The sequence below is a fragment of the Alteromonas sp. Mac1 genome (assembly GCF_001562125.1).
GTDB classification, from domain to species: domain Bacteria; phylum Pseudomonadota; class Gammaproteobacteria; order Enterobacterales; family Alteromonadaceae; genus Alteromonas; species Alteromonas stellipolaris.
The window spans coordinates 1,472,792-1,497,713 of sequence record NZ_CP013932.1; the positions used below are offsets into that span (position 1 = coordinate 1,472,792).

A 24,922-nucleotide genomic window follows, 5' to 3' on the forward strand; every position below is an offset into this window, starting at 1 on the left:
TGCGTTTTGCTAACTGCATAGATTTAGTCAGCGACTTTTTGGGTTAGTTCAATTATTTTACCCTTCGCATTAGCGATACTTTCATTAGCACTGTCTTCACCCATACTAAGTCCTTCTGCATAAACAAATTTCACGTCAGTAATACCGATGAAATTTAAAAAGTGAGTTAAGTATGGTGTTTGTGTATCGTAATCACCGCCTTCGTAAACGCCGCCTCGACTAGCAAATACCTTCGCTTGCTTGCCTTCAAGCAAACCTACCGGCCCAGTTTCAGTATATTTAAAGGTAATACCCGCCCGTGCAATACGGTCGAAATAGGCTTTAAGTGAAGAAGGAATACCGAAGTTGTACATAGGAACTGCTAGCACAATTTCATCTGCCGCTTGAAGTTGTGCAACGAGGTCATCGGAAACCGCAGCTAAACGCTTTTGTGAAGAAGTACGCTCGCTAGCGTCTGTCATCCACGCTTGCATTTCTTCACCGGTTAGATGTGCCAACGCTAGTTCTGCTACATCAACTTTTGTAACCGATGTTTCGCTGCCCTCACGTGACTGAAGATAATAGTCAGCGAGCTCGGTTGATTTACTGTTTTCGCCATTAAGGCTTGAATACACAACAAGAATAGACGTCATTACATTTCTCCTATTAATTTAATGTGTAAATAATAAAAGACTGTAAATCGAATATATATTAGGAAAATACCCACCTATCGTTCGAATTTAATTGATGAATGACCCGTGTTATAGAATTCATTAGCGTAATATGACTAACAGGAATACGGAACGGTAAATTAGACATTGCATGGTTGGAGGGATTTAAATGGAAAGAAAGGGCAAGAAGCTGATCCTCTCACTGCTAACCCAGAATCAATCGAGTTTGCCACAACACAACTAAGAGAATTAATGCGATGAAAAGGATCTAGCTACTTCTTGCAGAATTGATAATAACACCACTTTTTGTTCGTTACTGCTCCGATGACGAACAAAAAGTGAAATTGACGTTAAATCAATGAAACAGAGAATTTATTCTGCTGCATATTTGCGGTCGAAGGCATTCGTAAAATCATTAATAAGATCGTCGGTATCTTCAATACCTACCGATATTCTTATCATGGTATCTGAAACGCCCATAGCTTCCCGCTCTTCTGCTGTATTTTCAAAGTAAATCGTTGGAGCAACAGGCAACGCCAGCGTACGGTTATCACCTAAGTGCGTAGCGCAAATTACCAACTCTAGGGCATTTAAGAATTGAACTGGGTCAATATCATCAACAAGGGTAAAGCTAAGAATAGCGCCATAGCCTCTTTTTAACTGCTCTCGCGCCATAAAGTGCTGCGGGTGACTAGCCAGCCCAGGATAAAATACCTGTTTTACTTTGGGGTGGTTATCTAAAAACATAGCGAGCTTTTGTGAATTCTCACATGCTCGAGCTAAGCGCAAGCTTAACGTTTCCATACCTAACGCAATGGCGGTTGCAGACTGAGGGGCCAGTGTGGCGCCTAAATCTCGTAACCCTTTTTTCTTAATTTGTGTTAAACCCCATTGGGCTTCATCGGCAACTTGGTAAGCACTTTTAATGTTTCCAAAGCCTTTCCAATTGAACAGGCCGGTATCAATAACAGCACCGCCCAACACATTACCATGACCAGAAATGTATTTGGTCAGTGAGCAAAATATTAACGAGGCTTTTAGTTCTTTGGCGTAAAAAAGCGGTGGCGGTGTCATGGTGTTATCAACCATAAACAAGATATTACGCTCTTCGCAGTACTGACCGATAGCACGTAGGTCGGCAACTTGGGTTACCGGGTTGGCTACCGTTTCAGTATAGACCCCTTTCGTGTTAGGTAAATAAGCTTCTTTAACGTTTTGGATATCCGTTACATCAGCAAAGGTAATCTGAACACCATAATCGGCAAGCGTATCGAAGAAGCTTCGCGTATTCCCAAACAGATATTGGCTAACGATAAGGTGATCGCCAGCTTTTAAAAGCGAAAACAAGGTACTGCTAATGGCAGACATTCCTGTTGAGAAGCATAAAGCCCCAAAGCCGCCCTCAAGGTCGTTAAGCATATTTTGCAATGCGGCAACCGACGGAGATGATGAGCGCGAATATACGTGAGCTGCACGTTTGCCCTGAAAAGCATCAATGATACCTTGGGCATCAGAAAATTCGAAAAGTACAGAATTAGAAGTGCTGGTATGCACGCCGCCATGCTCTGGAGTATTGAGCAAACGATCTGCGTGAACCTGCCGGGTTGTAAATCCCTGTTTTGACACGGGTGAACGCTCCGTTACGTTAGCTGGTTATACAGTTTTTTGGATAATGGGCGCAAACGTTAGCATAAAACGCATAAATAGTTTGCATTTGTTCTTCAATATCGTCGATTTGGTTAATAATTGGACCAAGTACAACGGTTTTCTTGGCGTAATCAAGCCCTAGCAGCTGAATGGGAATATTGGCCTCTTTAGCAATGTACATAAAACCGGTTTTCCAAGGAAATACGCCTTTTCGTGTCCCTTCTGGTGCCAAGGCCAATACTACTTCTTCGCTGTCTTGTATCTGACGTACGATATTATTCACCACCCCATGTGCTTTACTTCGCTCTATGGGTATGCCGCCAAGTTTCCTCACAATATAGCCTAAAGGGGGTGTAAAAATGGTGTGTTTGCCAAAAAAGTTAACCTTAATTCTTAACGCAAATACCACCAGTATGCCAATAAAAAAGTCCCAGTTTGAAGTGTGTGGCGCTACCGCTAATATCACTTTTCTATCGTTGATGAGTTTGCCTTCTATTCGCCATCCCCGTTTAGTTAAAATAAAACTGCCGCAGGCGCTTAGCCAATGTGGCCATTTGCGTGGTAACTTATTGCCCACTAACTGATGATGAATCGTTTTTTTCATTCTTGTTATTCTCTTACTACGTTTTAGCGGGTAAGCATAAAAAAGTTAGCGGCAATCCACCACCTTTACATGATATTGAATGCGGTTACCGTGTTCATTATTCACAACAGTCAGCGAGTAAAGTTGTATATGTGCATATTGTTTATTGCAGTAGACCAAAGTCAGGAATTCCCTTTGGTTATTGCGGCAAATAGAGATGAATTTCACGCTAGACCCACTGCTGTGTCTGGGTTTTGGAATAATCACCCACATGTGCTTGCAGGCCATGATTTACAGGCTCACGGCACTTGGATGGGGGTTACGCGTAACGGGAAAGTGGCCGCCTTAACCAATATTAGAGCTCCTGAGACGATAAAAACCGATGCTATTTCTCGCGGCGGCTTAGTGGCAGATTGGCTTATTGATGAAGCAATGAAACAGCCCACCTACCTTAACGTTTTACGTGCAAACCGGCACCAGTATAATGGCTATAATTTGGTTTATGGTGATGTAAAATCACTCGCGGTGTACAACAACTTCGAAGACACCCACGCTACGTTAACCCAAGGAGTTTACGGTTTATCCAACGCTAACTTAACGACACCTTGGCCGAAAGTCACCAAAGGAATAGCGTCGTTAACCGATTACGTGAGCCAAAATAATCAGCTTGATACTGAGGCACTTTTCGCCATTTTAAAAGACGAAGACAAAGCATCTGATCATACGCTGCCTAACACAGGCATTGGGTATGAATGGGAAAAACGTTTGTCGTCTATTTTTATCCAATCACCAGAATATGGTACTCGTACTTCTACTCTGCTTCTTGTAAATAGCCACCAACAAATACATTGGTATGAACGTACTTTTAATACGCGCGGTGATGTAGTGGGCAACCAACATTTTATTATCGGTTAAGTCGTGTTCTGCCTAGCACTACACACATAGGCGCCAGTGACGCGCATCTGAAGAGTATTAACTGACACGTAATTTTGTGATGTGTATTTCGTTTTACACCACAAATACCAATTTAATGACATATTTTCTACTATAAAGGGTCGTTTTTTCTACCATCGGTGGCATAATGCGTGCCTGCTATTTTTTGCATTGCAACGAGGAAATATCGTGTTTGAAGTATTACCCCATCTCGCCCCAGACCCAATACTTGGTTTGTCAGCTGCTTATCGTGAAGATTTAAATTCTCATAAAATCGACTTAGGTGTCGGTGTTTATAAAGATGAGCAAGGTAATACCCCTATTCTTACTAGCGTAGCGAAAGCGCAACAACTGTTGTTAGAACGTGAAACCAGCAAAACCTATATTACGCCGCAAGGTAATCAGGGTTACATCGACAACATGCTTACTTTGCTTTTAGGCAAGAGCAGCCCTGTATTACTTGCTGACCGTGTTGCCGCGGTTCAAGCGCCAGGTGGTTGTGGTGCACTTCGCATTCTTTCAGAATTACTGGTTCGTTGTAACGAGAACGCTAAAGTATGGGTAAGCGACCCAACATGGGCCAACCACATTCCATTAATTGGCTCGGCTGGTCTTAAAATTGAAACCTACCCGTACTTCGATAAAGCGTCTGCTAGCATTCGCTTCGATGCCATGATGGATACCCTTCGCGGTGCAGCGAAAGGCGATATCGTGTTACTTCACGGTTGCTGCCACAACCCAACGGGTGCAGATTTAACGAATGCACAGTGGGACGAAGTACTAGCGGTTGCTAAAGAGCGTGAGTTCCTACCTTTCATTGATGTGGCTTACTTAGGTTTCGGTGAAGGCTTAGATGAAGATGCGTATGGCCTTCGTCTATTGGTTGAAAACCTACCAGAAGTGATTGTTGCGGCATCTTGCTCTAAAAACTTCGGTTTATACCGTGAGCGTGTTGGTCTTGCTGCCATCATTACTGCTGATACCAGCACACGCAAAATTGCTCAAGGCCAAATTCAATCTATTGCTCGTGGTATTTACTCTATGCCACCTAGCTACGGCGGTGCGTTGGTTGATATTATCTTGTCTGACGAAGCGCTTAATCAAGAATGGGTAAATGAAGTAGATGAAATGCGTAACCGTATGAAGTCTCTACGTGCCATGCTGGTTAAGAATCTTCACGACAATGGTTCGCCAAAAGACTTCAGCTTCGTTAACGATCAGAAAGGCATGTTCTCGTTCTTGTGTATTACACCAGAGCAAGTACGTGAAGTGCGCGAAAAGCATAGTGTTTATTTCGTTGACTCTAGCCGCGTGAACATTGCGGGTATTAACTCAGAGAACGTTGAAACATTAGCGAAAGCCTTAGTCTCAGTATTGTAAGAACTCGGTATTATAAGACTCAGTACGGTAAGCTTTACCTCATAAATACAAAAGGGCTGCGTGAAAACGCAGCCCTTTTTTGATTAGGTGTAGTTATTAGGTGTACTTATTAGGTGTACTTATTAGGTGTAGTTATTAGGTGTACTTATTAACGCTATGACTAACTCATCGTTAGCGCGTGCCTGCGGTAATCATCCTATCTAACGCATTGGCGAAATTCTGTTTGTCTCGCTGAGAGAATGCTTTAGGCCCGCCCGTGTGTTCACCACTTGAGCGCATAGTATCCATAAAATCTCGCATAGTGAGCGCGGCGCGGATGGACGACTTGTCGTACTCATCGCCTCGTGTATTCATAGCTTTGGCGTTCTTAGCCAAAATATCGGCCGCCAAAGGAATATCTCCGGTTATCACTAAATCACCGGCTTCTATCTTTTCAACAATGTAATCATCTGCTGCATCAAAACCAGAGGGCACGATAGTAAGGGTAATGTGTTTATCTGGTGGAACAGACATAGAATGATTGGCAACTAAAGACAAAGGCAGACCGGTACGTCGGGCTGCCTTAAAAAGAATGTCTTTAATCACACTGGGACACGCATCTGCGTCAACCCATATATGCATGGTAAAATCTCGTTAGCGTTTTTACGCTAGCATACCACCATCAACCACCACTGTCGTGCCTGTGGTGTAGCTAGATGCGTCAGATACTAAGTACAATACCGTACCTGCCATTTCATCCGGATCGGCAACACGGCCTAGTGGGATCACTTTAAGCGCGTGCTTTAAAATTTGATCGTTTGAAGTAAGTGCTGAAGCAAACTTGGTATCGGTCAAACCTGGTAATAGCGCGTTAACACGTATATTTAAGCTACCGCACTCTTTTGCGAATGATTTCGTCATGCTGATAACCGCGGCTTTCGTAATAGAGTAAATACCCTGCATGTCACCCGGTGTTACACCATTAACTGACGCTGTATTAAGGATGACACCGCCGCCCTGCTCTTTCATCATTTTGCCCGCTTCAATAGACATAAAGAAGTAACCACGAATGTTCACATCTACTGTCTTGTCGTAAGCACCTAAATCGGTATCTAGGATATGGCCAAAGTACGGATTAGCTGCGGCATTGTTCACTAAAATATCTAGCTTACCGAAGTCGCTTTTAATCGCAGCAAATGCGTTCGTAATTTGCTCCATATCGCCAACATGACATGCAAGTGCTGTTGCTTTACCACCTGCATCGCGAATTGACGAGGCAACCGCTTCACAGCCATCAATTTTACGGCTAGAAACGATAACGTGTGCGCCATATTGTGCCAACAAACGGGCGATCGATTCGCCAATACCGCGGCTAGCACCTGTTACTAACGCTACCTTGCCAGTTAAATCGAATAAGTTTTTCATAATAGTTTTCCCTTTGTAAATCTGTCGCGCTCTTATCTAACGCAAGAACTTTTATCAAACGCATGAAATTGAGTGTTTAAGCCAACATGCCGCCATCAAGTACTACCGATTGCCCTGTCATGAATGAAGATTCGTCACTGCACAACCATGCTATCGCATTCGCTATTTCTTCAGGTTTACCTAAACGCTTCATTGGGTTTGCACCTACCATGGCTTTTTGTCCGCGCTCGTCTAATTTAGACAGCACGCCCTGCACCATCGGCGTATCAACAAAGCTTGGGCACACCGCATTAATGCGAATATTCGCACGGGCATATTCCACCGCTGCCGATTTAGTTAGGCCAATAACACCGTGTTTAGATGCACTGTAAGCACTGATCATAGGCGCCGAGCGTAAGCCCGCCACTGACGCTATATTGATAATATGACCACCACCATTGACCGTCATATGTTTAAGCGCATTTTTCATGCAATACCACACGCCCGCTAGATTCACCTGAATGTTCTTCATGAACATGGCATCGTCTACTTCAGTAAGGGGTGCTGGAAAATGGTCTATACCCGCGTTATTAATGATTACGTCGAGTTTAGCTTGCTGTGAAAACGCCGCTTCAAACATGGCATTCACTTCATCGGGCTCAGTAACATCCACTTTTACTGCATAGGCATTACCGCCCGCTTCTTTGAGCTCATGCACTAAAGCTTCAGCAGCTTCTATATTCAAATCGGCAACACCGACCAATGCCCCGCGCTCACATAAGGTCTTGGCCGAAGCCGCGCCAATACCTGAACCGCCACCGGTGATAAGGATATGTTTCCCTTCTACGTTTGATGCCACCATTGTTATTGCCCTACCTTAATGTTTACTGCTATTTGCCGTTGTTGATTTGTCATTTTTATGTCCTTTAAGCCGGTATTAGAAATAACTGGCTTTCACATTTTCACAAGTTGGTTCTTGTGACGTAATGACTTCTATATCGCGTTTTACTAGCGGTAATTCCCAATTAAGGAAGTATTCAGCTGCTGCCATTTTTCCTTCATAGAAATCGCCGTCTTGGCCACTTGCGCCGTTAAGCAATGCTTGCTCGGCAACATTTGCTTGGCGTAACCATATCCAACTCACTACGCAGGCCGAAAATACATTCAAAAAGCAGCTTGCGTTGGTAAGTAACACGGCTTGTTTGTCTGAACGTAAGTCACCAGCCGCTTGCTGAATAAGTCCGCCAAGTTGATCAAGATAAGGTTTAAGTTTCGCCGCTAACACTTGAGCCCGCGGTGTTGTAGCCGCTTTCATGTCGCCAGATACACGTGCGAGTAACACTTGAAGCCCTTTTCCTTCGCTTTGCCATAATTTACGACCGAGTAAATCTAGCGCTTGAATACCGTTTGTACCTTCATGAATAGGGTTCAAACGGTTATCACGCCAGCACTGCTCTACGGGGTATTCACGGGTATAACCAGCGCCACCTAGAATTTGGATGGCTAAGTCGTTAGCTTTAGGGCCAAATTCAGAAGGCCACGCTTTAAATACTGGGGTAAGTAGCTCGAGCAATTGGGAAATTTCGGTACGTTTCGCGGTGTCTTCTTCCGTTTCTAACGCATCAATTAAGGTACTACCGTATAAACAAAGTGCCATGCCGCCTTCACAATACGACTTCTGCGCTAACAACATGCGACGCACGTCACCATGGTTAATAATTGGCGTAGCCTCATCTTCTGGGGCTAATTTTGGCGCTGCACGGCCTTGAGTTCTGTCTTTTGCATACTCAAGAGAATAGCGATAGCCGCGATAACCAATCATAGCAGCACCGTAACCTACACCAATACGCGCCTCGTTCATCATCATAAACATATAACGCAAGCCTTGGTGCGGCTCACCCACTAGGTAACCATGACAATCACCGTTCTCACCAAACGTAAGCGCGGTAGAAGTCGTCCCGCGATAACCCATCTTGTGTATTAGCCCAGCTAGCGTAACGTCGTTACGGGGGCCTGGGTTGCCGTCTTCATCTAAACGGTACTTAGGGACAACAAATAACGAAATACCTTTTACGCCCGCAGGACCGCCTGGAATTTTCGCTAAGACCAAATGAACAATGTTGTCCGATAATTCGTGTTCGCCAGCAGAGATATAAAGCTTGCTGCCCTTCACGCGATACGTACCATCTTCGTTAAGGGTCGCCGACGTGCGAATATCTGCTAGTCCAGAGCCGGCATGAGGCTCAGTTAATGCCATAGTGCCGGTAAAATCACCTGTGAGCATTTTAGGCAAAAAGGCTTGCTTGGTTTCTTCGTTGGCAAAATGCTTAACCACATTTGCGGCGGCAGCAGTAAGAAAAGGATACGCAGTAGTGGAAGGGTTGGCGGCTAAGAAGTAACCAGCACATGCATTCATAATGGTAACGGGTAACTGCATTCCGCCATCTTCGTAATCGAAGTGACCCGCAATAAAGCCCGACTCACGATAAGTATCAAAGGCTTTTTTAACCTCACCTATCATGGTGACCTTTTTGCCATCGAAAGTAGGCTCATCTTTATCGGCGATAGCGTTATGAGGTAGAAACAGCTCTTCAGCCATTTTTTCTGCCATATCAATAACGGCATTAAACGTTTCAACGTTATGTTCCTCAAAACGGGCCTTTTCACACAAAGACTGGGTATTTAATACTTCGTAAAGTTGGAATTGCATTTCCCGACGGGGAATAAGTTGGTCAGCCATAATAAAGTCCATGAGCAAATTGTTAATGCATTGTGTCATATTCGTTATCATGCCATTATTGTCATTTATGACACAATCATGGCCATTTACGCCAACAATCACTGTTAGTTATCGTATCTAATAAACTGTATTATTTTTATGAATAAACCACCTTTCGTCGTTACCGTATTAGGGTTTGATCAAGCACTGGCTTCTGCCATCACTGGCGCACTCGATGTATTCGCGTTCGCTGGCATCAGTTGGCAGCGCATTCATAACCAGCCCACCACCCCTAAATTCAAAGTTCAGCTAGCGAGTTTCCATGGCAAACCTTTTCACTGTACTAACCAGTTACTACTCACCCCTAACATTGCCATTGAGGATGTCACCGAAACCCACATCTTGCTGATCCCCACTATTGGCGGCGATATCGATACGGTTTTACAAGAAAACGCGAATCAACTTGTGCATATTAAGCGACTGCAAAAGCAAGGGGCAGATATTGCGGGTAACTGCACAGGGACTTTCTTATTAGCAGAGTCAGGATTACTCGATAACAAAGTTGCCACTACCCATTGGGGGTACGCAGATAAGTTTCGCTCTCGATACCCTGCTGTTAATTTGCAATCTGAAAAGATGGTAACTGAACAAGATGCTATTTTTTGTGCAGGTGGCGGTATGGCGTGGATAGATTTGGCCATTTTGCTCATAGAACGCTATTGCGGTCATCAAGTGGCGAGCGATACTGCTAAGTCACATGTGCTCGACTTTTCTCGGCCTAACCAAACGGTGTATGCAAGCAGTCGGCAACACAAATTCCATCAAGATAAAGATGTTTTGGCGGTGCAAAATTACTTGGAAGATCATTTTACAAAACGGCTCACGCTGAAACATGTGGCTCATGAACACAATATGACTGAACGCACATTAATAAGGCGTTTCAAGCAAGCCTGTGCAATAACGCCTATCCAATATCTACAAGGTTTACGATTAGAACAAGCAAGAAAAATTTTAGAAACGTCTATGTCTCCTCTTGAATCAATTGTTAATAGTGTGGGCTATGAAGACCTCAGTTCTTTCACCCGGCTTTTCAAAAAGAATACCGGTTTATCGCCTTCACAGTACCGCGCCAAGTTCATAAGAAAATAATTATTTACAACAAAGATAAGTTTTTGTTACTTAGTTTGTGTAAAATGCCACGCCGCGTACAGACCGCTTTTTCTGTACCAAAAAACACTACAAAAGTATAATCTAAAACTCTTGGTGGACACATGAGAACACATAAACTTGCCTCACTGGCGCTTGCAGTTAGTGCAGCGTTCAGTACTTCTATCGTTGCTCAAGAAGCAGAAACAATACAAAAGAAAGAAACTGCGCTTGAACAAATTACCGTAACGGCTCAAAAACGTACCCAGTCAATACAGGAAGTGCCTATTTCTGTAGCGACCCTAAGTGGCGAAAAGTTTGAAAGCTTGTTTTCAGGTGGTGAAGATATCCTTGCATTGGCTGTTCGCGTGCCTGGTCTTTACGCTGAATCGTCAAACGGTCGCGTAGCACCACGTTTTTATATTCGTGGCCTAGGTAACACTGACTTTGACTTGGCTGCCTCGCAGCCTGTTTCTATTATCATGGATGAAGTGGTAATGGAAAATGTGGTACTGAAAAGCTTCCCACTTTTTGATGTTCAACAAGTTGAAGTATTACGTGGCCCACAAGGAACCTTGTTTGGCCGTAACACGACAGCCGGTATCATTAAGTTCGATACAGTAAAACCTACGCAAGATTTAGAAGGTTACGCTAAGGCCGGTTTTGGTTCTTATGGCACCATGAACTTCGAAGGTGCTATTAGTGGCGGTTTAACTGATGAGCTATCAGCCCGTTTATCATTGTTATCGCAAGAGCGTGATGATTACATCGACAATGCTTTTACCGGCGAAAACGATGCGATTGGTGGCTTTGATGAAAAAGCATACCGTTTACAGCTTCTTTGGGAGCCGTCAGACGATTTCTCAGCTCTATTAAATGTTCACGGCAGAGAATTAGATGGCACAGCTTCAATTTTCCGCGCTAACGTTTTCGATGTTGGCAGCAATAACCTAAATGCAAATTACGACCGAGATACCATTTATTATGATGGTGATATCGACGGCAACGGTGCTGACAATAACCCTCAAGAATATGACGGTTTCGGCGCATCACTAAAACTTGAATACGATATGGATGATGTGACATTCACGTCAATCTCAGCAATGGAGACTGCTGAAGGTTCGAGCCTTGGTGACATTGATGGTGGTTTCAACAACGCTGATGGCACATCTGGCCCAGGCTTCATTCCATTTTCTGCTGTTACTCAAGATAATCTAGACGACCTTGAGCAATATACACAGGAATTCCGTTTATCAAGCAACACCACAGACGCGATGAACTGGCAATTAGGCGCATTCTATTATGATGCGTCTTTCAACGTGACTAGTGTTGATGGTTTCTTTGGAGCAACTACCGTTTACCATGAAAACAGAACATGGGCGGTATTTGGTCAAACTTCTTACCAAGTTAATGAGAAGCTAAATATTACCGGTGGTCTTCGTTATACCCATGACGAGAAATCATTGATTGTTGGCGATCAAAACGTAGATGGCTTCGCTGTTGTTATTGGTGCAGCTAGCCTACAAGATTATGATCCAATCAACGTTGATGATGGGCAAACCAGTTTCGAACTTAGCGCTAACTACCGTATCACAGACGATATGTCTGCTTACGCTCGCTACTCAAATGGTTTCCGTGCTCAAACTATTCAAGGTCGCGATGTAGCGTTTGAAAGCTCACCATCTGTGGCTGACGCTGAAACTATTAACTCTTATGAGGTTGGTTTTAAATCTGATTTGCTAGATGGAACACTTCGCCTGAACGGTGCAGCGTTCTACTACACGGTTGATGATATGCAACTGTCAGCCATTGGTGGTGGTAACAACTTTACCGCACTCGTCAATGCAGATGAAGGCGAAGCCTACGGTTTTGAAATTGACTCTCAATGGTTAGCTACTGATGAACTAACCTTTACTGCTGGCTATAGCTATAACCATACCGAAATTAAAGATGACACATTGACGGTTGGCGGTTGTGGTTCTTGTACCATTACTGATCCAGTAGCAGATGATGGTAACTACATTGTGAACGGTAACCCGTTCCCACAAGCGCCAGAGTCAATCTTTAACTTTACCGCACGCTACACTGTGCCTATGGGCGACAACGGTGAATTCTTCGTATTTACCGATTGGGCATTCCAAGGTGAAACTAACATCTTCTTATATGAGTCTGTAGAGTTCCAAACAGACGACAACTTTGAAGGAGGCTTGCGCATAGGTTACGAAAACTTTGAGCATAACTACACAGTAGCCTTGTTTGGTCGTAACATTACCGATGAAGATAACGTTAAAGGGGCTATCGACTTTAACAACCTTACCGGTATTGTGAACGAGCCACGTATTCTTGGTGTTGAAGTGAAGTACTCTTTCTACTAAGCACTACCTTGATTTAGGTTGAAAGTGCAGATCTAGCCTGCACTTTTGTTCTTAGCCTTATCAAGTACTGCATTTAAGAATGATAAACATAAAAAAGCGAAGGTGTCGTTTTAACGCCCCTTCGCTTTTTTGTTCTCTATTTTTAGCTTATGCCTTTGGCCTTTCATCTTTATCTTATATTTCGCCAGTTTGCCCTTGCCCATTAGCACGTTTGGCCGTTACTAGTTAGTGACTTAGTGACACTTGCCTTAAGTCATTGATGCCATAGCTCTACACTTTAGCTACACACTTTAGCTACACACTTTAGCTACACAAGTGATTAGGCCGCAAATTGCTCAGTCTGCGCCCACTCTCTGTCTTTTTGTTGCCTGTTCTGCTGTAGCATTCCTTGGGATGCCTTTTCACTCAGGCCCTTTTCTTCCAAGAGAAGACGCTGCAACTTTCGGCAAACATTCACCATACGAGACAACTTAGTAAAATAAACCTGCTCTATTAATTCACCTTTTTCATTAAACATGAAACTGGCTAACTTGCAGTTTTTGTGGGGCAAATAAAAATGATGGATTGTGAACCGACGAGATACAGGCGCGCCCATCACTTTTTGATACATACAAAAAGGCAACGAGTCCGCCCGTTTATCACCACCAAATAAATACGTTAAGCGCTGGAACTTATCTTGCCCTGGCGAAGATAATATTCCGAACTTTTCAATAAGTTGATCAACTGCTTTAACACCTGTAGTCATCGCGTTCACCCATTCACTGTTTATTTGTACAGTATATGGCAAATCGTACAAAATGCAAACAAAAACACCGCATTGGCGAACCAATGCGGTGTTTTTATAATCCGTATAGCGAACTAGACGGGAGTTTTTGAATTTATTAGCCCGTGTTACTGTTGCTCTATCGATGCAGAACCTACTGATTCAGTATGCTTTCTACCTTTGAATACATTTTTAATGTCGTTCAATATTAGGTACAAGGCCGGTACTAATAGCAGAGTAATAACCGTTGCAAACAAAATGCCGAACGCCAATGAAATTGCCATAGGAATAACAATTTGTGCCTGAAGACTTCGCTCAAATACAATTGGCATTAGCCCCATAAAGGTGGTTAACGACGTTAATATAATTGCGCGGAAACGCTGGGTACCTGCGCTAATTGCTGCGCGCATTAATGAATGGCCTTCTTGGCGGGCACGGTTAACAAAGTCCACCATAATCAAGCTGTCGTTAACCACAACACCTGATAACGCAATAATGCCGCAAATCGACAGCACACTCACCGCCATGCCTAATACTAGGTGCCCAATAATGGCACCCACCACACCAAAAGGTATGACTGACATGATGATAAATGGTTGGCTGTAAGATTTAAGAGGAATTGCCAATAGCGCGTAAATCGCAAATAAGGCAAACAACAAGCCCTGCGCCAAACTCATCATAGCGTCAGCTTGTTCTTTTGCGTTTCCTTGTAACTGGAAATCAACTTTAGGGTAGCGTGCCAACAAATCAGGCATGACAGAGTCGATAACCTCACCTGTAATTTCAGACGGATCCATTAATGCCTTGTCTACCACAGCAGTTACCGTAACAGAACGGCTGCCATCTACACGAATGATAGAATCAAAGCCTTCGCCCACGGTGAAGCTAGCCACTTGCTGGAAAGGTATCTCTTGTCCGTTTGGCGCACGAATACGCATATTTTCTAAATGCTCAATTGAGCTACGCTCTGCTCTTGGGTAACGCACCATGACTTTAATTTCTTCATCGTCACGTTGAATACGCTGTACTTCCGCACCGTAAAAGCCAAAACGTACTTGCTGCCCAAGTTGTTGTAGCGTAATACCTAATGCATCGGCTTGAGGTTTCAATGCTAATTGAATCTCTTCACTACCACCTGAGAAGGTATCGTTAATGTCGGTTACACCATCGTAACCCGACAAGATGCTTTTTAGTTCATCACTTACGGCTCTTAACGACCTAATATCACCAGAACTAAATTCGAAGCTAAGATCAGCACCACCACCTGGGCCACCAGGGGCGCCAATACTGAACGTCTTAACGCCTGGAATTTCAGACATTTCATCACGCCACAACTGATGAATTTCATAATCGGCCATGGTACGAGTTTCACCTTTGGTCAGTTCGGCGAACACCTCCCCGCCCAAGTCACCGTTATCAAACGCCATGGAATGTTTAATTACACCTTCACCAGTATCGTCACGCACCTTTTCATCCATACGCATCATGCCTTCACGTAATGCTGTAAGCACTTCGTCTCGCTGTTTTAGCGAAGAGCCTGGCTCTAACTCAAAACTTGCAAACATGAAGTCGCTAGGAATACTGGGGAAGAAAACAAATCGAACAATGCCGCCACCAAACAAACCAATAGTAAGGATTAGCATGGCTAAGAAAACGGATACCGTGGTGTAACGGTTACGTATGGTCTTTTCTAAAAATGGCGCGTAAACATTGTGTATGAAACGCTTAATACCTTCACTGAAAAAGTCTCTAAACTTTTGAAGTTTATTTGCCTTCGCAGGATCGTAAGGCTTTAGTTTCATATGCACTAAATGTGCAGGCAAAATAAGCTTCGACTCAATTAATGAAAACACCAAACAAATGATCACCACTAGCCCAATGGTTTTCCAAATAACACCAAAGGGACCAGATACCATTAGCATAGGAGAGAATGCCGCTATGGTAGTAAGCACCCCAAAGGTGGCTGGCATAGCCACTTTCTTAACACCAGCAATCACGTTTTCAGTGCTGTGCCCTTTTTGATCAATTTCGGAATAGGCCGATTCTCCCATTATGATGGCATCGTCCACCACTATTCCAAGCACCAAAATAAAGGCAAATAAACTCAGCATATTGATAGACACACCAAGCATATCGATAGGCATAACCAGTAGCGTACCCAAAAAACACACAGGCAAGCCAACGATAACCCAGAACGCCAGCTTTATTCTTAAGAACAACGACAGTACCAAGAACACCAACAAGCCACCAAAAAACATATTTTCTAGCATCATGTTCAATCTATCCGCTAGATAAAACGAACTATCTCCCCATGTGTCGGCGGAAATATGAGCTGGAAAGTCATTCTTTTTCTCGTCGATGTAGCCGTTTACTTGTTCTGATATCTCTAATGCATTTTGATCACCCACCGCTTGCACACGAAGGCTAACCGCTGGCTTTCCATCGAATAATGCATATTGGTTGTTCTCAATAAAACCATCATTTATATAAGCAACATCGCCTAACGTTACCCGTGTACCATCAGAATTGGTAACCAACACTATTTGAGAGAAATCCCAACCCGTGTAAGCCTGCCCTTTGGTTCTAAGCAGAATGTCACCATTTTCTGTACGAATAGAACCACCAGGTAAATCGATACTCGATTGACTTAAACGACTAACCGCGTCGGCAAAAGTCAGGTTATATTTTTGTAAGTCGACCTCAGACAGTTCAACCGAAATTTCGTAGTCTCTGGCACCAACAACTTGCACACTCGAAATACCGGGAAGGTTTGCAACATCATCGCGAATGTCTTTTGCAAACTCTTTTAGTTCACGTTCACTGGCATCGCCAAACACAGATATCCAAATAACATCTTGCTGAATTTTTTGGCGATAGATAACCGGCTTTTCTGTATCGGCTGGGAAAAGAGGTATGGCATCAACTTGCACCTTCACTTCATCAAGTAAAGATTGGATATCGTAATCTTCTTCAACTTGAATGCTCACCGTACCCATCCCCTCTACCGCAGTAGAGGTGACTTGTTTAATGCCTTCTAAATTCTTAATCGACTCTTCTATCTTGAGAATTACGCCCTCTTCTACTTCTTGAGGCGCAGCACCCAAATACGGTACGCGAACGTTGATGATATCTATTTCAAAACTAGGGAAAACTTGCTTTTGAATACTAAAGGCACCAAATAGCCCGCCAACGATTAACAACCACATCAACAGGTTTGCCGCAACACTGTTGCGCGCAAACCAAGCGATTAACCCTTTTTCCGTATCAATTTGACTCATTACTTACCCCCAGAAGAAGCAGGGCTAGTTACAGTAGTATCGTCTTTAACGTCTACTGAGTGAGTGTCTGACTCTTTATCGTTCTCTGCTTCTGGTGGCATGGCAGGCTCATCACCTGGAAGTCTGACTTTCATACCATTATAAGGATTTGGAACTGCGCTGGTCACCACTAACGCGCCACTGTTTAAGCCACTGCCAATGAAGGCTTCATCTGCCGTGGTACGTACTACGTCTACCGGTACAATTTCAATTTCGCGGTTATCATTTACGGTGAGCACTGTGTTATCAAGGCGCAATATCGAGCGCGGCAATACGGTTAAGTCTTGCTTTTGATGAGAAACAATTTTGGCTTGAACGAACTGACCAAAACGAAGTGGCGCATTATCACCACCGTTAAATTGATAAGGGTCTTTAACTTCAACCACGGCATAAAGAACACGGCTTCCAGAATCCAAAATACCTTCTGAGCGAACTAACTTACCTGTCCAAGTTCTATTTTTGCCGCCTACTGTCGCGTTTAACGTCACGTCAGATTGATTGCTTGATTGGTTACCAATATCAACAAACATTAAGTCTTTGTCGGTGATGGGTAAGCGTACCTCAGCAGTGTCAGTTGAATAGACGGTGCTCACCGTGGCCCCAGCTGATACAAATTGACCCAAGTCGATGTTTCGCTCAACTACAATGCCATTGTAGGGCGCTCTAATTAATGTGCGGTCAAGGTTACGGTTGGCACGCTCTAATTTTGCCTCTGAAGCTTTAACATTTGCCTGCTCTTTTGCTAGTTGAGGCTTACGCAAACCTAGCTCTGGCGGCACAACACTGCTGACTGAACGCCATTCTTGTTCTGCTACCTTACCTCTTGCTAGTTCTTCTTCAAGAGCAGCACGAGCTTGGGCTAGTTCGGCTTCGGCCAACTTTACTTCGGTGCGGTAGTCATCTTGTTCAAGGGTGATTAGCACATCCCCCTTTTGGAACATACCCCCAACAATGAATTTATCAGACAAACTCACGACGCGGCCGCTAACTTGTGCGCTAAGTGATGTTTTGTTGCGAGGTACTACGTTGCCCTGTGAGTCAACCACAAAGCTAACAGGTTGGTATTCCATTGGTTTGGCATCAACAAGGAAGGCTTGCGTTTCAACGGGAATTTGCTCTGGCGGCTTACGAGAGGAAATCATAATTGCCGCAATAACAAACGCGACCAGAATGATGATAAGAGGTATACCGCTTTTGATCCAAATGGAGTTTTTCATTATTTTCCCTATAAAACGTAGTACTGATGCTTAACCGTTGAACCGAGACTCACCTATTTGTATAAGTGAAATGTGTCTGGCGAACAATGGGTTAAAGCTATACGTGATTTATTATTTTTTTATTGGTTCTAGTGTAATGTGTTTCAACGTGAAGCGCTTGTCTTCGTTTGTTAAAAATTGTGAATTATTCAACTAATTATTGCGCTACTCAACGTAATATAAAAAAATCCGCCTAGAATTAAAATGTCAGATTGCCAAATGAGCAATAATCGTTGATTATTTAAACACCTGCACACTTGCAGGAAAAGTTGCACTTATCGATGCAACAACGAATTTGTTACGCTAAAAGGGATGACCTGTCATGAGCCTAAAAAAGCAATACCTGAAATCTAAACCCGTTTGTAAAGTAACATTCCGCCTTTCCGCTGAAGAAGCAAAAAATGCTGACGAAGCTAGCCTTGTGGGCGACTTTACCGAGTGGGACAAGCAACCTCTGACGATGAAAAAACTAAAGAGCGGCGATTTTACGCTGACTATTAACCTAGAAACTGATCATGAGTACCAATTTCGCTATCTACTCGATGGTGATATGTGGGAAAACGATTGGGCCGCCGATGCTTATCTCCCTTCTAGCATTGGAAGTGAAGATAATTCTGTGGTTCGTGTTTAACACTGCCCTCGTCAGCGGTTTCTAACTGTTTATACGAGCATTAAAAAAGGCTGCGTTTAAAGGCAGCCTTTTTTGACTTTGATAAAAGCGTTGTATTTACAGTGTGTTTTCTAGTTCAGGCAACACATCAAACAAGTCCCCCACCAAGCCGTAATCTGCAACTTGGAAAATAGGCGCTTCTTCGTCTTTGTTAATAGCAACAATGACTTTAGAGTCTTTCATACCGGCAAGATGCTGAATGGCACCTGAAATACCTACGGCAATATACAGCTGCGGTGCAACGATTTTACCCGTTTGACCTACCTGCATGTCATTCGGTACGAAGCCCGCATCAACTGCAGCACGTGATGCACCAATAGCAGCACCTAGCTTGTCAGCAATACCTTCAAGTAACTTGAAGTTTTCACCGTTTTGCATACCACGACCACCAGAAATAACCACTTCAGCAGCGGTCAACTCAGGGCGCTCTGACTCAGTAAGCTCTTCAGATACAAAGCTAGATTTTTCGCTTACTTTAACCACATCTAGTGTCGTTACTTCAGCGCTTCCGCCTGTAGTTGCAGCATCAAAAGAAGCGGCACGTACGGTAATCACCTTTTTGCTATCAGACGATTGTACTGTCGCAATAGCGTTACCAGCATAAATAGGTCTAATAAAGGTATCTTCGCTTTCAACACCAATGATGTCAGAAATTTGAGCAACATCTAAAAGTGCAGCAACACGAGGCATGAAGTTCTTACCTGTTGTAGTAGCTGCGGCTAATAAATGACTGTAATCATCAGCAAGTGATAACACTAAATCAGCTACGTTTTCAGCAAGCTGGTATTTGTACACTGCATTGTCGATAAGCAATACTTTGCTTACACCGTCAATTTTTGCAGCACTGTCAGCAACGGCCTGACAACCTTCACCCGCGACAAGCACGTGAATATCGCCACCCATTTTCGCTGCAGCATGAACCATTTTTGCAGTTTCCGACTTCAAACTAGCATTGTCGTGCTCGGCATATACAAGAACTGTCATGAGATCACCTTTGCTTCATTCTTAAGTTTTTCCACCAACTCTGCAACATCCGCAACTTTCACTCCACCTTCACGTTGAGGTGGCGGTGTTACTTTGAGCACTTTGACGTTAGATTCAAGTGCCACACCGAAGTCGGCAGCTGATTTAACATCTAGCGGCTTACGTTTCGCTTTCATAATGTTTGGTAGCGAAGCATAGCGTGGTTCATTCAAACGTAAATCGGTCGTTACAACGGCTGGTAACGTTAAGGCAACGGTTTGTAAACCACCATCTACTTCACGAGTAACGTTGACGCTTGTTCCATCTACCGCTACTTCTGATGCAAAGGTGCCTTGAGGCATACCGGTTAATGCAGCAAGCATTTGTCCGGTTTGGTTGTTGTCTGAATCGATACTTTGTTTACCCAATACCACCAACTGAGGCTGTTCTTCTTCAACAACTTTAGCAAGCAATTTAGCAACTTGAAGAGAATCTAGGTTTTGGTCTGTATCAATTTGAATACCGCGGTCGGCGCCTAGTGCTAACGCAGTACGAATTTGTTCTTGGCAGCTTTTATCGCCAATAGAAACCACAACGATTTCTGTCGCTATCCCTTTCTCTTTTAGTCTTACTGCTTCTTCAACAGCAATTTCGCAAAAAGGGTTAATGGCCATTTTAGCGTTAGTAAGATCGACGCCAGAGTTATCGGCCTTCACTCTTACTTTAACGTTGTAATCGATCGCGCGTTTGACCGGGACGAGTATTTTCATATTTACCTCAATTGTTGAGTTCGTCGGTGTATGTTGCTATTCCATGCTAAAAAGCAGTTAAGAAAACAGCGTTACTTCACCACGCATTCTGAAACTTAAACAATGTGCTTTACGCTAACTTTGCGTAGCGGCGAAGACATTTTCAAAAGGCTAGACCCAAAATATCATTAACACCGCGTTTACTTGCACAGTATTTGTGCTGCTAGTTAACGTTAACGTAAACTCCCTGCAATGTACTTACTGTTGACGTAAACGTCAACCTAGATTACCTTTCAGGGCGACAATTAATTTACATGTTTTTGACACATCGCATTATTTGTTTCATCAATAGTGCACTATAAAAAACCGAACATAAGGAGCCACCCGTGGAACGAGAATCGATGGAGTTTGACGTAGTCATCGTCGGTGCCGGCCCAGCTGGACTATCAACCGCCTGCAAGCTTATGCAGCTTGCCAATGAAAACAACCAAGAACTCATGGTCTGTGTTGTCGAAAAAGGCTCTGAAGTGGGTGCACATATTCTCTCAGGTGCGGTATTTGAGCCTAGAGCAATGAACGAACTTTTTCCAGATTGGAAGGAAAAAGGCGCACCTTTGAACACCCCAGTGACCGAAGATCATATTTATTTATTGAATAGTGAATCATCATCAAAACGCCTACCAAACGCAATTACCCCTAAAACCATGCATAACGATGGTAACTATATTGTGTCGATGGGTAATGTCTGTCGCTGGTTAGCTGAGCAAGCGGAACAACTCGGTGTGGAAGTTTTTCCAGGCTTTGCGGCTTCAGAGGTCATTTATAATGACGACGGCAGTGTTGGTGGTGTACTAACAGGCGACATGGGTGTTGGCGTAGATGGACAACCAAAAGATGGCTATATGCCAGGTATGGAACTTCGTGCGAAATACACGGTATTTGCTGAAGGTTGCCGTGGGCATTTAGGCAAAGACCTTATCGAGCACTTTTCGCTTGATAAAGACGCCTCGCCTCAACATTACGCAATAGGCTTTAAAGAGATTTGGGATATCGACCCTGCTAAGCATCAACCTGGATTAGTAGTACACAGTGCTGGTTGGCCGCTAAACGACGCAACTGGCGGTAGCTATTTATATCACGCAGAAGATAATCAGGTATTTGTAGGTCTTATTGTTGATTTGAACTACAGCAACCCATACTTGAGCCCGTTTGATGAATTCCAGCAGTTAAAGCATCACCCTGTGTTTAAACAATATTTGGAAGGCGGTAAGCGTGTTTCTTACGGAGCCCGTGCTATTGCAAAAGGTGGTTTTAATTCTTTACCTAAAATGACGTTTCCGGGTGGAATATTAGTAGGTTGTGAAGCAGGGACACTTAACTTTGCTAAAATTAAAGGCAACCACACTGCCATGAAATCAGGCATGTTAGCTGCTGAATCCATTATTGAAGCATTAGCGAAAGATGTCGAGGCACCTGAAAGTGAATTAACTAACTATACCGATAAATTTAAAAATTCGTGGGTATATGATGAATTATTCCGTTCACGTAATTTCGGACCGGCTATTCATAAATTAGGTAATTTCTGGGGTGGCGCATTTAATACCCTAGAGCAGAACTTCTTTAATGGTAATTTGTTTTTCACTATGAAAGACGAACATAAAGATTATGCCCAACTTGATTTGGCTTCTGATGCAAAAGAAATTGCCTATCCTAAACCGGATGGCGTTTTAAGTTTTGATAAACTTTCTTCGGTATTTTTATCAAACACCAATCATGAAGAAGAGCAGCCTTGTCATTTACAATTAAAAGATGCCTCTATTCCTTTAGAAGTAAACTTTCCTAAATACGCAGAGCCTGCGCAGCGCTACTGCCCCGCCGGTGTTTACGAAATAATTGAAGAAGAAGGGTCTAAACGTTTTCAAATTAATGCGCAAAACTGCGTGCATTGTAAAACCTGCGATATTAAAGATCCTTCACAAAATATTCGTTGGGTTGTGCCCGAAGGTGCCGGTGGTCCAAATTACCCGAACATGTAATTTAAAGCCATTTATCTTAAAAAATTAAAAAGCGGACTTTCTCCGCTTTTTTTTTGTGCTAAATTTAATTATGATTCGCCCGAAAAATCCACTACGAAACGCTAAGGTTATTAAATGAACGAATTTTTAGATATTTTAACCCATGGAAGACGTTTACAAGGTGCTGTAAAGGAATTAAGCATTCAAGAGCTAGAAACTGTGCAAGAAAAACTTGCAAACATTATTGATAAAAGAAAAGAAAAAGCGCTTGAAGAAGAAAAAATCGGCCAAGAAAAACGCGCCAAGCTTGAAGAAATTAAAAAACAAATGGAAGAAGCGGGTTTAAACTTCGAAGACTTACAATCATTAAATGAAGACACTCCTAAAAAGGCAGGTAAAAAGCGTCCAGTTAAATACAAATTAACGGATAGCGAAGGTGTTACCCACCCTTGGACAGGCATTGGTCGTATGCCTCGCGTATACAAAGAAGCACTTGAAAGCGGAAAGTCGTTGGAAGACTATTCAGTAAACGCGTAGTGCTAATGCTATAAAGTGGGTTAGCAGTGAGTTAGTTTACTGCTAACCCCCCTATCTCTTGTCATTTTTAAATTTCCCCCCACTACTAGTCTTAATTACTATTTTTAATAGGGTATAAAGTGTCTTTGCATTTCAAATTATCCGAAGCCCAGAAAAATTCACCATGGCTAGTGTTAGTTCATGGTTTGTTTGGTAGTGCTGACAATTTAGCAGGCGTTAAGCGCCATTTCGAAAGCACTTATAATATTATTAGTATAGATTTACCTGATCATGGGCAATCCCCTTGGACTGACGGATTTACGTTGGAAGCCGCAGTAACGGGAATCGTTGAAATACTCGATAATAACCAGGTTGATAAAGCTGCCTTTTTAGGGCATTCCTTAGGCGGTAAAGTGGTAATGCAATTTGCGTTATTAAACCCTGACCGTGTTAGCCATTTAATAGTGGCAGATATTGCCCCCGTCAAATATTCACATAGTCATCAAGCGGTGTTTGATGGCCTCAAAAACGTTCCTCTAGACGCGATAAGTGATAGGAAAGAGGCACAAACCGCTCTTTCTGAATATGTTAAAGAACCTGGTGTACAGCAGTTCTTACTTAAAAGCTTATACCAAACTGAAAACAACGAGTGGCAATGGCGCTTTAATGTTGATGGATTAATTGAAAGTTATTCACGAATACTTGATTGGCCTCAAAGTAATTTGACCTTTGAAGGGATAACCTTGTTTATCAAAGGAGCCGAGTCAGATTACATTAATAATTCTTATAGGAAGGAAATTGCAAAATACTTTCCTCGTGCCAAGGCTCACATTATTGAGGGTACAGGGCACTGGCTACATGCTGAGAAACCAAGTATTTTCAATGCAATTGTGGCTCGCACATTAGAAAAGGCAACAAGTTAACGCCATCTAAGATGCGAATGACTATTATTACTTTTTTTTGACCCTTTTTGACTCTGCTAGGCGTATATACTGTGATATAGTTGCGCCAGATTTTTTCCAATAAAGACACTATGCTTGCAGAAAACTTTGAGCTAATTGAAACCATCATGCTGTACGGCGGTTTATTTATACTATTTGTATTGATGAGCTTTGCGGTACACGATGTCCTATCAAAAAATAATGTGCCGTTAATTGGGCGTGTTGTGACCTATGGGGTATTAGGCTTAGGGGCCATTGGTTTCCTAGCAAAGGGAATCATTGAATGGTTCTGGCTAAGCACAGGTGTATAGTAACTAGTAACGAATAATAGAGGTTTGATATGGCAAGCGTTGGCCTGTTTTTCGGAAGTGACACCGGTAATACCGAACATGTTGCGAAAATGATCCAGAAGGAACTGGGTAAACAGCTAATTGATGTAAAAGACATTGCCAAGAGCAGCAAAGAAGATATAGCAGAGTTTGATTTGCTTATTTTCGGGATCCCTACTTGGTACTACGGTGAAGCGCAGTGTGACTGGGATGATTTCTTCCCAGAACTAGAAGACATTGATTTTACCGACAAGCTCGTGGCTATTTTTGGCTGTGGCGATCAGGAAGACTATGCAGAATACTTCCTTGACGCTATGGGTATGGTTCGCGATATCGTTGAAGGCCGTGGCGCCATCTTAGTAGGACAATGGCCTACCGAGAGTTACGATTTCGAAGCATCTAAAGGTATGGCAGACGACAATCACTTTGTGGGCTTAGGTATTGATGAAGACCGTCAGCCAGAGCTTACCGAGTCGCGTGTTAAGTCATGGTGTAAGCAAATTCACGACGAACTGTGTTTGTCTGAGCTAGCCTAATTCATCAGCTTCAAGCCTATGAGTAATAAAAACGCCGCTTATGTTAGCGGC

At 43.2% G+C, this 24,922-nt stretch carries 22 protein-coding genes; 10 read left to right on the forward strand and 12 right to left on the reverse strand.

The window, feature by feature from the left end:
* Positions 1-23: 23 nt before the first annotated feature.
* The 3 genes from AV939_RS06160 to AV939_RS06170 form a co-directional block, all read right to left on the reverse strand.
* Complete coding sequence (locus tag AV939_RS06160; RefSeq protein WP_013784273.1) at positions 24-632, reverse strand: FMN-dependent NADH-azoreductase; 609 nt, start codon at positions 630-632, stop codon at positions 24-26.
* A gap of 390 nt (positions 633-1,022) precedes the next feature.
* A complete protein-coding gene (locus AV939_RS06165) occupies positions 1,023-2,276 on the reverse strand; it encodes a cystathionine gamma-synthase family protein (protein WP_057792090.1) in 1,254 nt (417 codons plus the stop codon).
* A gap of 19 nt (positions 2,277-2,295) precedes the next feature.
* Complete coding sequence (locus tag AV939_RS06170) at positions 2,296-2,901, reverse strand: 1-acyl-sn-glycerol-3-phosphate acyltransferase (RefSeq protein ID WP_057792092.1); 606 nt, start codon at positions 2,899-2,901, stop codon at positions 2,296-2,298.
* 129 nt (positions 2,902-3,030) lie between these two features.
* On the opposite strand from AV939_RS06170, the gene AV939_RS06175 reads away from it, so the two are divergent.
* Entirely contained in the window at positions 3,031-3,795 is a 765-nt protein-coding gene (locus tag AV939_RS06175; RefSeq protein ID WP_057796169.1) for an NRDE family protein, read from the forward strand.
* A gap of 207 nt (positions 3,796-4,002) precedes the next feature.
* Complete coding sequence (locus AV939_RS06180; protein ID WP_057792094.1) at positions 4,003-5,193, forward strand: amino acid aminotransferase; 1,191 nt, start codon at positions 4,003-4,005, stop codon at positions 5,191-5,193.
* Between the two features lie 171 nt (positions 5,194-5,364).
* Here AV939_RS06180 and AV939_RS06185 read toward each other — a convergent pair whose 3' ends face one another.
* From AV939_RS06185 to AV939_RS06200, 4 genes are all read right to left on the reverse strand, one after another.
* On the reverse strand, positions 5,365-5,814 hold the full coding sequence (locus AV939_RS06185; RefSeq protein ID WP_013784278.1) for a YaiI/YqxD family protein: 450 nt from the start codon (positions 5,812-5,814) through the stop codon (positions 5,365-5,367).
* Between the two features lie 21 nt (positions 5,815-5,835).
* A complete protein-coding gene (locus AV939_RS06190) occupies positions 5,836-6,597 on the reverse strand; it encodes an SDR family oxidoreductase (RefSeq protein WP_057792096.1) in 762 nt (253 codons plus the stop codon).
* Between the two features lie 76 nt (positions 6,598-6,673).
* Entirely contained in the window at positions 6,674-7,438 is a 765-nt protein-coding gene (locus tag AV939_RS06195; RefSeq protein WP_057792099.1) for an SDR family NAD(P)-dependent oxidoreductase, read from the reverse strand.
* A 75-nt stretch (positions 7,439-7,513) separates the two neighbouring features.
* Positions 7,514-9,316: an acyl-CoA dehydrogenase gene (locus AV939_RS06200; protein ID WP_057796171.1), complete on the reverse strand. Its 1,803-nt coding sequence runs from the start codon at positions 9,314-9,316 to the stop codon at positions 7,514-7,516.
* Positions 9,317-9,454: 138 nt separating this feature from the next.
* Between AV939_RS06200 and AV939_RS06205 the strand changes: the two genes are divergently transcribed.
* Positions 9,455-10,444, forward strand: coding sequence for a GlxA family transcriptional regulator (locus AV939_RS06205; RefSeq protein WP_057792101.1), 990 nt, complete (start codon positions 9,455-9,457; stop codon positions 10,442-10,444).
* Positions 10,445-10,566: 122 nt separating this feature from the next.
* Entirely contained in the window at positions 10,567-12,816 is a 2,250-nt protein-coding gene (locus AV939_RS06210) for a TonB-dependent receptor (protein ID WP_057792102.1), read from the forward strand.
* A 319-nt stretch (positions 12,817-13,135) separates the two neighbouring features.
* On the opposite strand, the gene AV939_RS06215 is transcribed toward AV939_RS06210, so the two are convergent.
* The 3 genes from AV939_RS06215 to AV939_RS06225 all read right to left on the reverse strand — a co-directional run bounded on the left by AV939_RS06215 (position 13,136) and on the right by AV939_RS06225 (position 18,113).
* Positions 13,136-13,561, reverse strand: coding sequence for a hypothetical protein (locus tag AV939_RS06215; protein WP_057792104.1), 426 nt, complete (start codon positions 13,559-13,561; stop codon positions 13,136-13,138).
* 146 nt (positions 13,562-13,707) lie between these two features.
* Positions 13,708-16,857, reverse strand: coding sequence for an efflux RND transporter permease subunit (locus AV939_RS06220; protein WP_057792106.1), 3,150 nt, complete (start codon positions 16,855-16,857; stop codon positions 13,708-13,710).
* Complete coding sequence (locus AV939_RS06225) at positions 16,857-18,113, reverse strand: efflux RND transporter periplasmic adaptor subunit (RefSeq protein WP_061997367.1); 1,257 nt, start codon at positions 18,111-18,113, stop codon at positions 16,857-16,859. The genes AV939_RS06220 and AV939_RS06225 overlap by 1 nt, the downstream gene beginning before the upstream one ends.
* A 361-nt stretch (positions 18,114-18,474) precedes the next feature.
* On the opposite strand from AV939_RS06225, the gene AV939_RS06230 reads away from it, so the two are divergent.
* The gene (locus AV939_RS06230) at positions 18,475-18,783 is read left to right on the forward strand and encodes an isoamylase early set domain-containing protein (RefSeq protein WP_057792111.1); all 309 of its coding nucleotides are present in this window, start codon (positions 18,475-18,477) and stop codon (positions 18,781-18,783) included.
* Between the two features lie 96 nt (positions 18,784-18,879).
* Here the strand turns inward: AV939_RS06230 and AV939_RS06235 are convergent, their stop codons facing one another.
* Positions 18,880-19,806: an electron transfer flavoprotein subunit alpha/FixB family protein gene (locus tag AV939_RS06235; protein WP_061997368.1), complete on the reverse strand. Its 927-nt coding sequence runs from the start codon at positions 19,804-19,806 to the stop codon at positions 18,880-18,882.
* Positions 19,803-20,555, reverse strand: coding sequence for an electron transfer flavoprotein subunit beta/FixA family protein (locus AV939_RS06240; RefSeq protein ID WP_061997369.1), 753 nt, complete (start codon positions 20,553-20,555; stop codon positions 19,803-19,805). Before AV939_RS06240 ends, AV939_RS06235 begins: the two co-directional genes overlap by 4 nt.
* A gap of 365 nt (positions 20,556-20,920) precedes the next feature.
* Between AV939_RS06240 and AV939_RS06245 the strand changes: the two genes are divergently transcribed.
* The 5 genes from AV939_RS06245 (at position 20,921) to fldA (ending at position 24,871) form a co-directional block, all read left to right on the forward strand.
* On the forward strand, positions 20,921-22,570 hold the full coding sequence (locus AV939_RS06245) for an electron transfer flavoprotein-ubiquinone oxidoreductase (protein WP_061997370.1): 1,650 nt from the start codon (positions 20,921-20,923) through the stop codon (positions 22,568-22,570).
* Between the two features lie 114 nt (positions 22,571-22,684).
* Positions 22,685-23,086 carry an H-NS histone family protein gene (locus AV939_RS06250; RefSeq protein WP_061997371.1) on the forward strand — a complete coding sequence of 134 codons (402 nt, stop codon included), beginning with the start codon at positions 22,685-22,687 and terminating at the stop codon, positions 23,084-23,086.
* 119 nt (positions 23,087-23,205) lie between these two features.
* Positions 23,206-23,988 (forward strand): alpha/beta fold hydrolase, encoded by a 783-nt coding sequence (locus AV939_RS06255; RefSeq protein ID WP_061997372.1) that lies wholly within the window; start codon positions 23,206-23,208, stop codon positions 23,986-23,988.
* A 110-nt stretch (positions 23,989-24,098) separates the two neighbouring features.
* On the forward strand, positions 24,099-24,317 hold the full coding sequence (locus AV939_RS06260) for a DUF2788 domain-containing protein (RefSeq protein WP_057792124.1): 219 nt from the start codon (positions 24,099-24,101) through the stop codon (positions 24,315-24,317).
* A gap of 29 nt (positions 24,318-24,346) precedes the next feature.
* Complete coding sequence (fldA, locus tag AV939_RS06265) at positions 24,347-24,871, forward strand: flavodoxin FldA (RefSeq protein WP_013784294.1); 525 nt, start codon at positions 24,347-24,349, stop codon at positions 24,869-24,871.
* Positions 24,872-24,922 lie beyond the last annotated feature (51 nt).

Coding starts and splice junctions, on each gene's coding strand:
- AV939_RS06160 (WP_013784273.1), bottom strand. CDS start 632: ATGACGTCTATTCTTGTTGTGTATTCAAGCCTTAATGGCGAAAACAGT.
- AV939_RS06170 (WP_057792092.1), bottom strand. CDS start 2,901: ATGAAAAAAACGATTCATCATCAGTTAGTGGGCAATAAGTTACCACGC.
- AV939_RS06175 (WP_057796169.1), top strand. CDS start 3,031: ATGTGCATATTGTTTATTGCAGTAGACCAAAGTCAGGAATTCCCTTTG.
- AV939_RS06185 (WP_013784278.1), bottom strand. CDS start 5,814: ATGCATATATGGGTTGACGCAGATGCGTGTCCCAGTGTGATTAAAGAC.
- AV939_RS06190 (WP_057792096.1), bottom strand. CDS start 6,597: ATGAAAAACTTATTCGATTTAACTGGCAAGGTAGCGTTAGTAACAGGT.
- AV939_RS06195 (WP_057792099.1), bottom strand. CDS start 7,438: ATGGTGGCATCAAACGTAGAAGGGAAACATATCCTTATCACCGGTGGC.
- AV939_RS06200 (WP_057796171.1), bottom strand. CDS start 9,316: ATGGCTGACCAACTTATTCCCCGTCGGGAAATGCAATTCCAACTTTAC.
- AV939_RS06205 (WP_057792101.1), top strand. CDS start 9,455: ATGAATAAACCACCTTTCGTCGTTACCGTATTAGGGTTTGATCAAGCA.
- AV939_RS06210 (WP_057792102.1), top strand. CDS start 10,567: ATGAGAACACATAAACTTGCCTCACTGGCGCTTGCAGTTAGTGCAGCG.
- AV939_RS06215 (WP_057792104.1), bottom strand. CDS start 13,561: ATGACTACAGGTGTTAAAGCAGTTGATCAACTTATTGAAAAGTTCGGA.
- AV939_RS06220 (WP_057792106.1), bottom strand. CDS start 16,857: ATGAGTCAAATTGATACGGAAAAAGGGTTAATCGCTTGGTTTGCGCGC.
- AV939_RS06225 (WP_061997367.1), bottom strand. CDS start 18,113: ATGAAAAACTCCATTTGGATCAAAAGCGGTATACCTCTTATCATCATT.
- AV939_RS06230 (WP_057792111.1), top strand. CDS start 18,475: ATGAGCCTAAAAAAGCAATACCTGAAATCTAAACCCGTTTGTAAAGTA.
- AV939_RS06235 (WP_061997368.1), bottom strand. CDS start 19,806: ATGACAGTTCTTGTATATGCCGAGCACGACAATGCTAGTTTGAAGTCG.
- AV939_RS06240 (WP_061997369.1), bottom strand. CDS start 20,555: ATGAAAATACTCGTCCCGGTCAAACGCGCGATCGATTACAACGTTAAA.
- AV939_RS06250 (WP_061997371.1), top strand. CDS start 22,685: ATGAACGAATTTTTAGATATTTTAACCCATGGAAGACGTTTACAAGGT.
- AV939_RS06260 (WP_057792124.1), top strand. CDS start 24,099: ATGCTTGCAGAAAACTTTGAGCTAATTGAAACCATCATGCTGTACGGC.
- fldA (WP_013784294.1), top strand. CDS start 24,347: ATGGCAAGCGTTGGCCTGTTTTTCGGAAGTGACACCGGTAATACCGAA.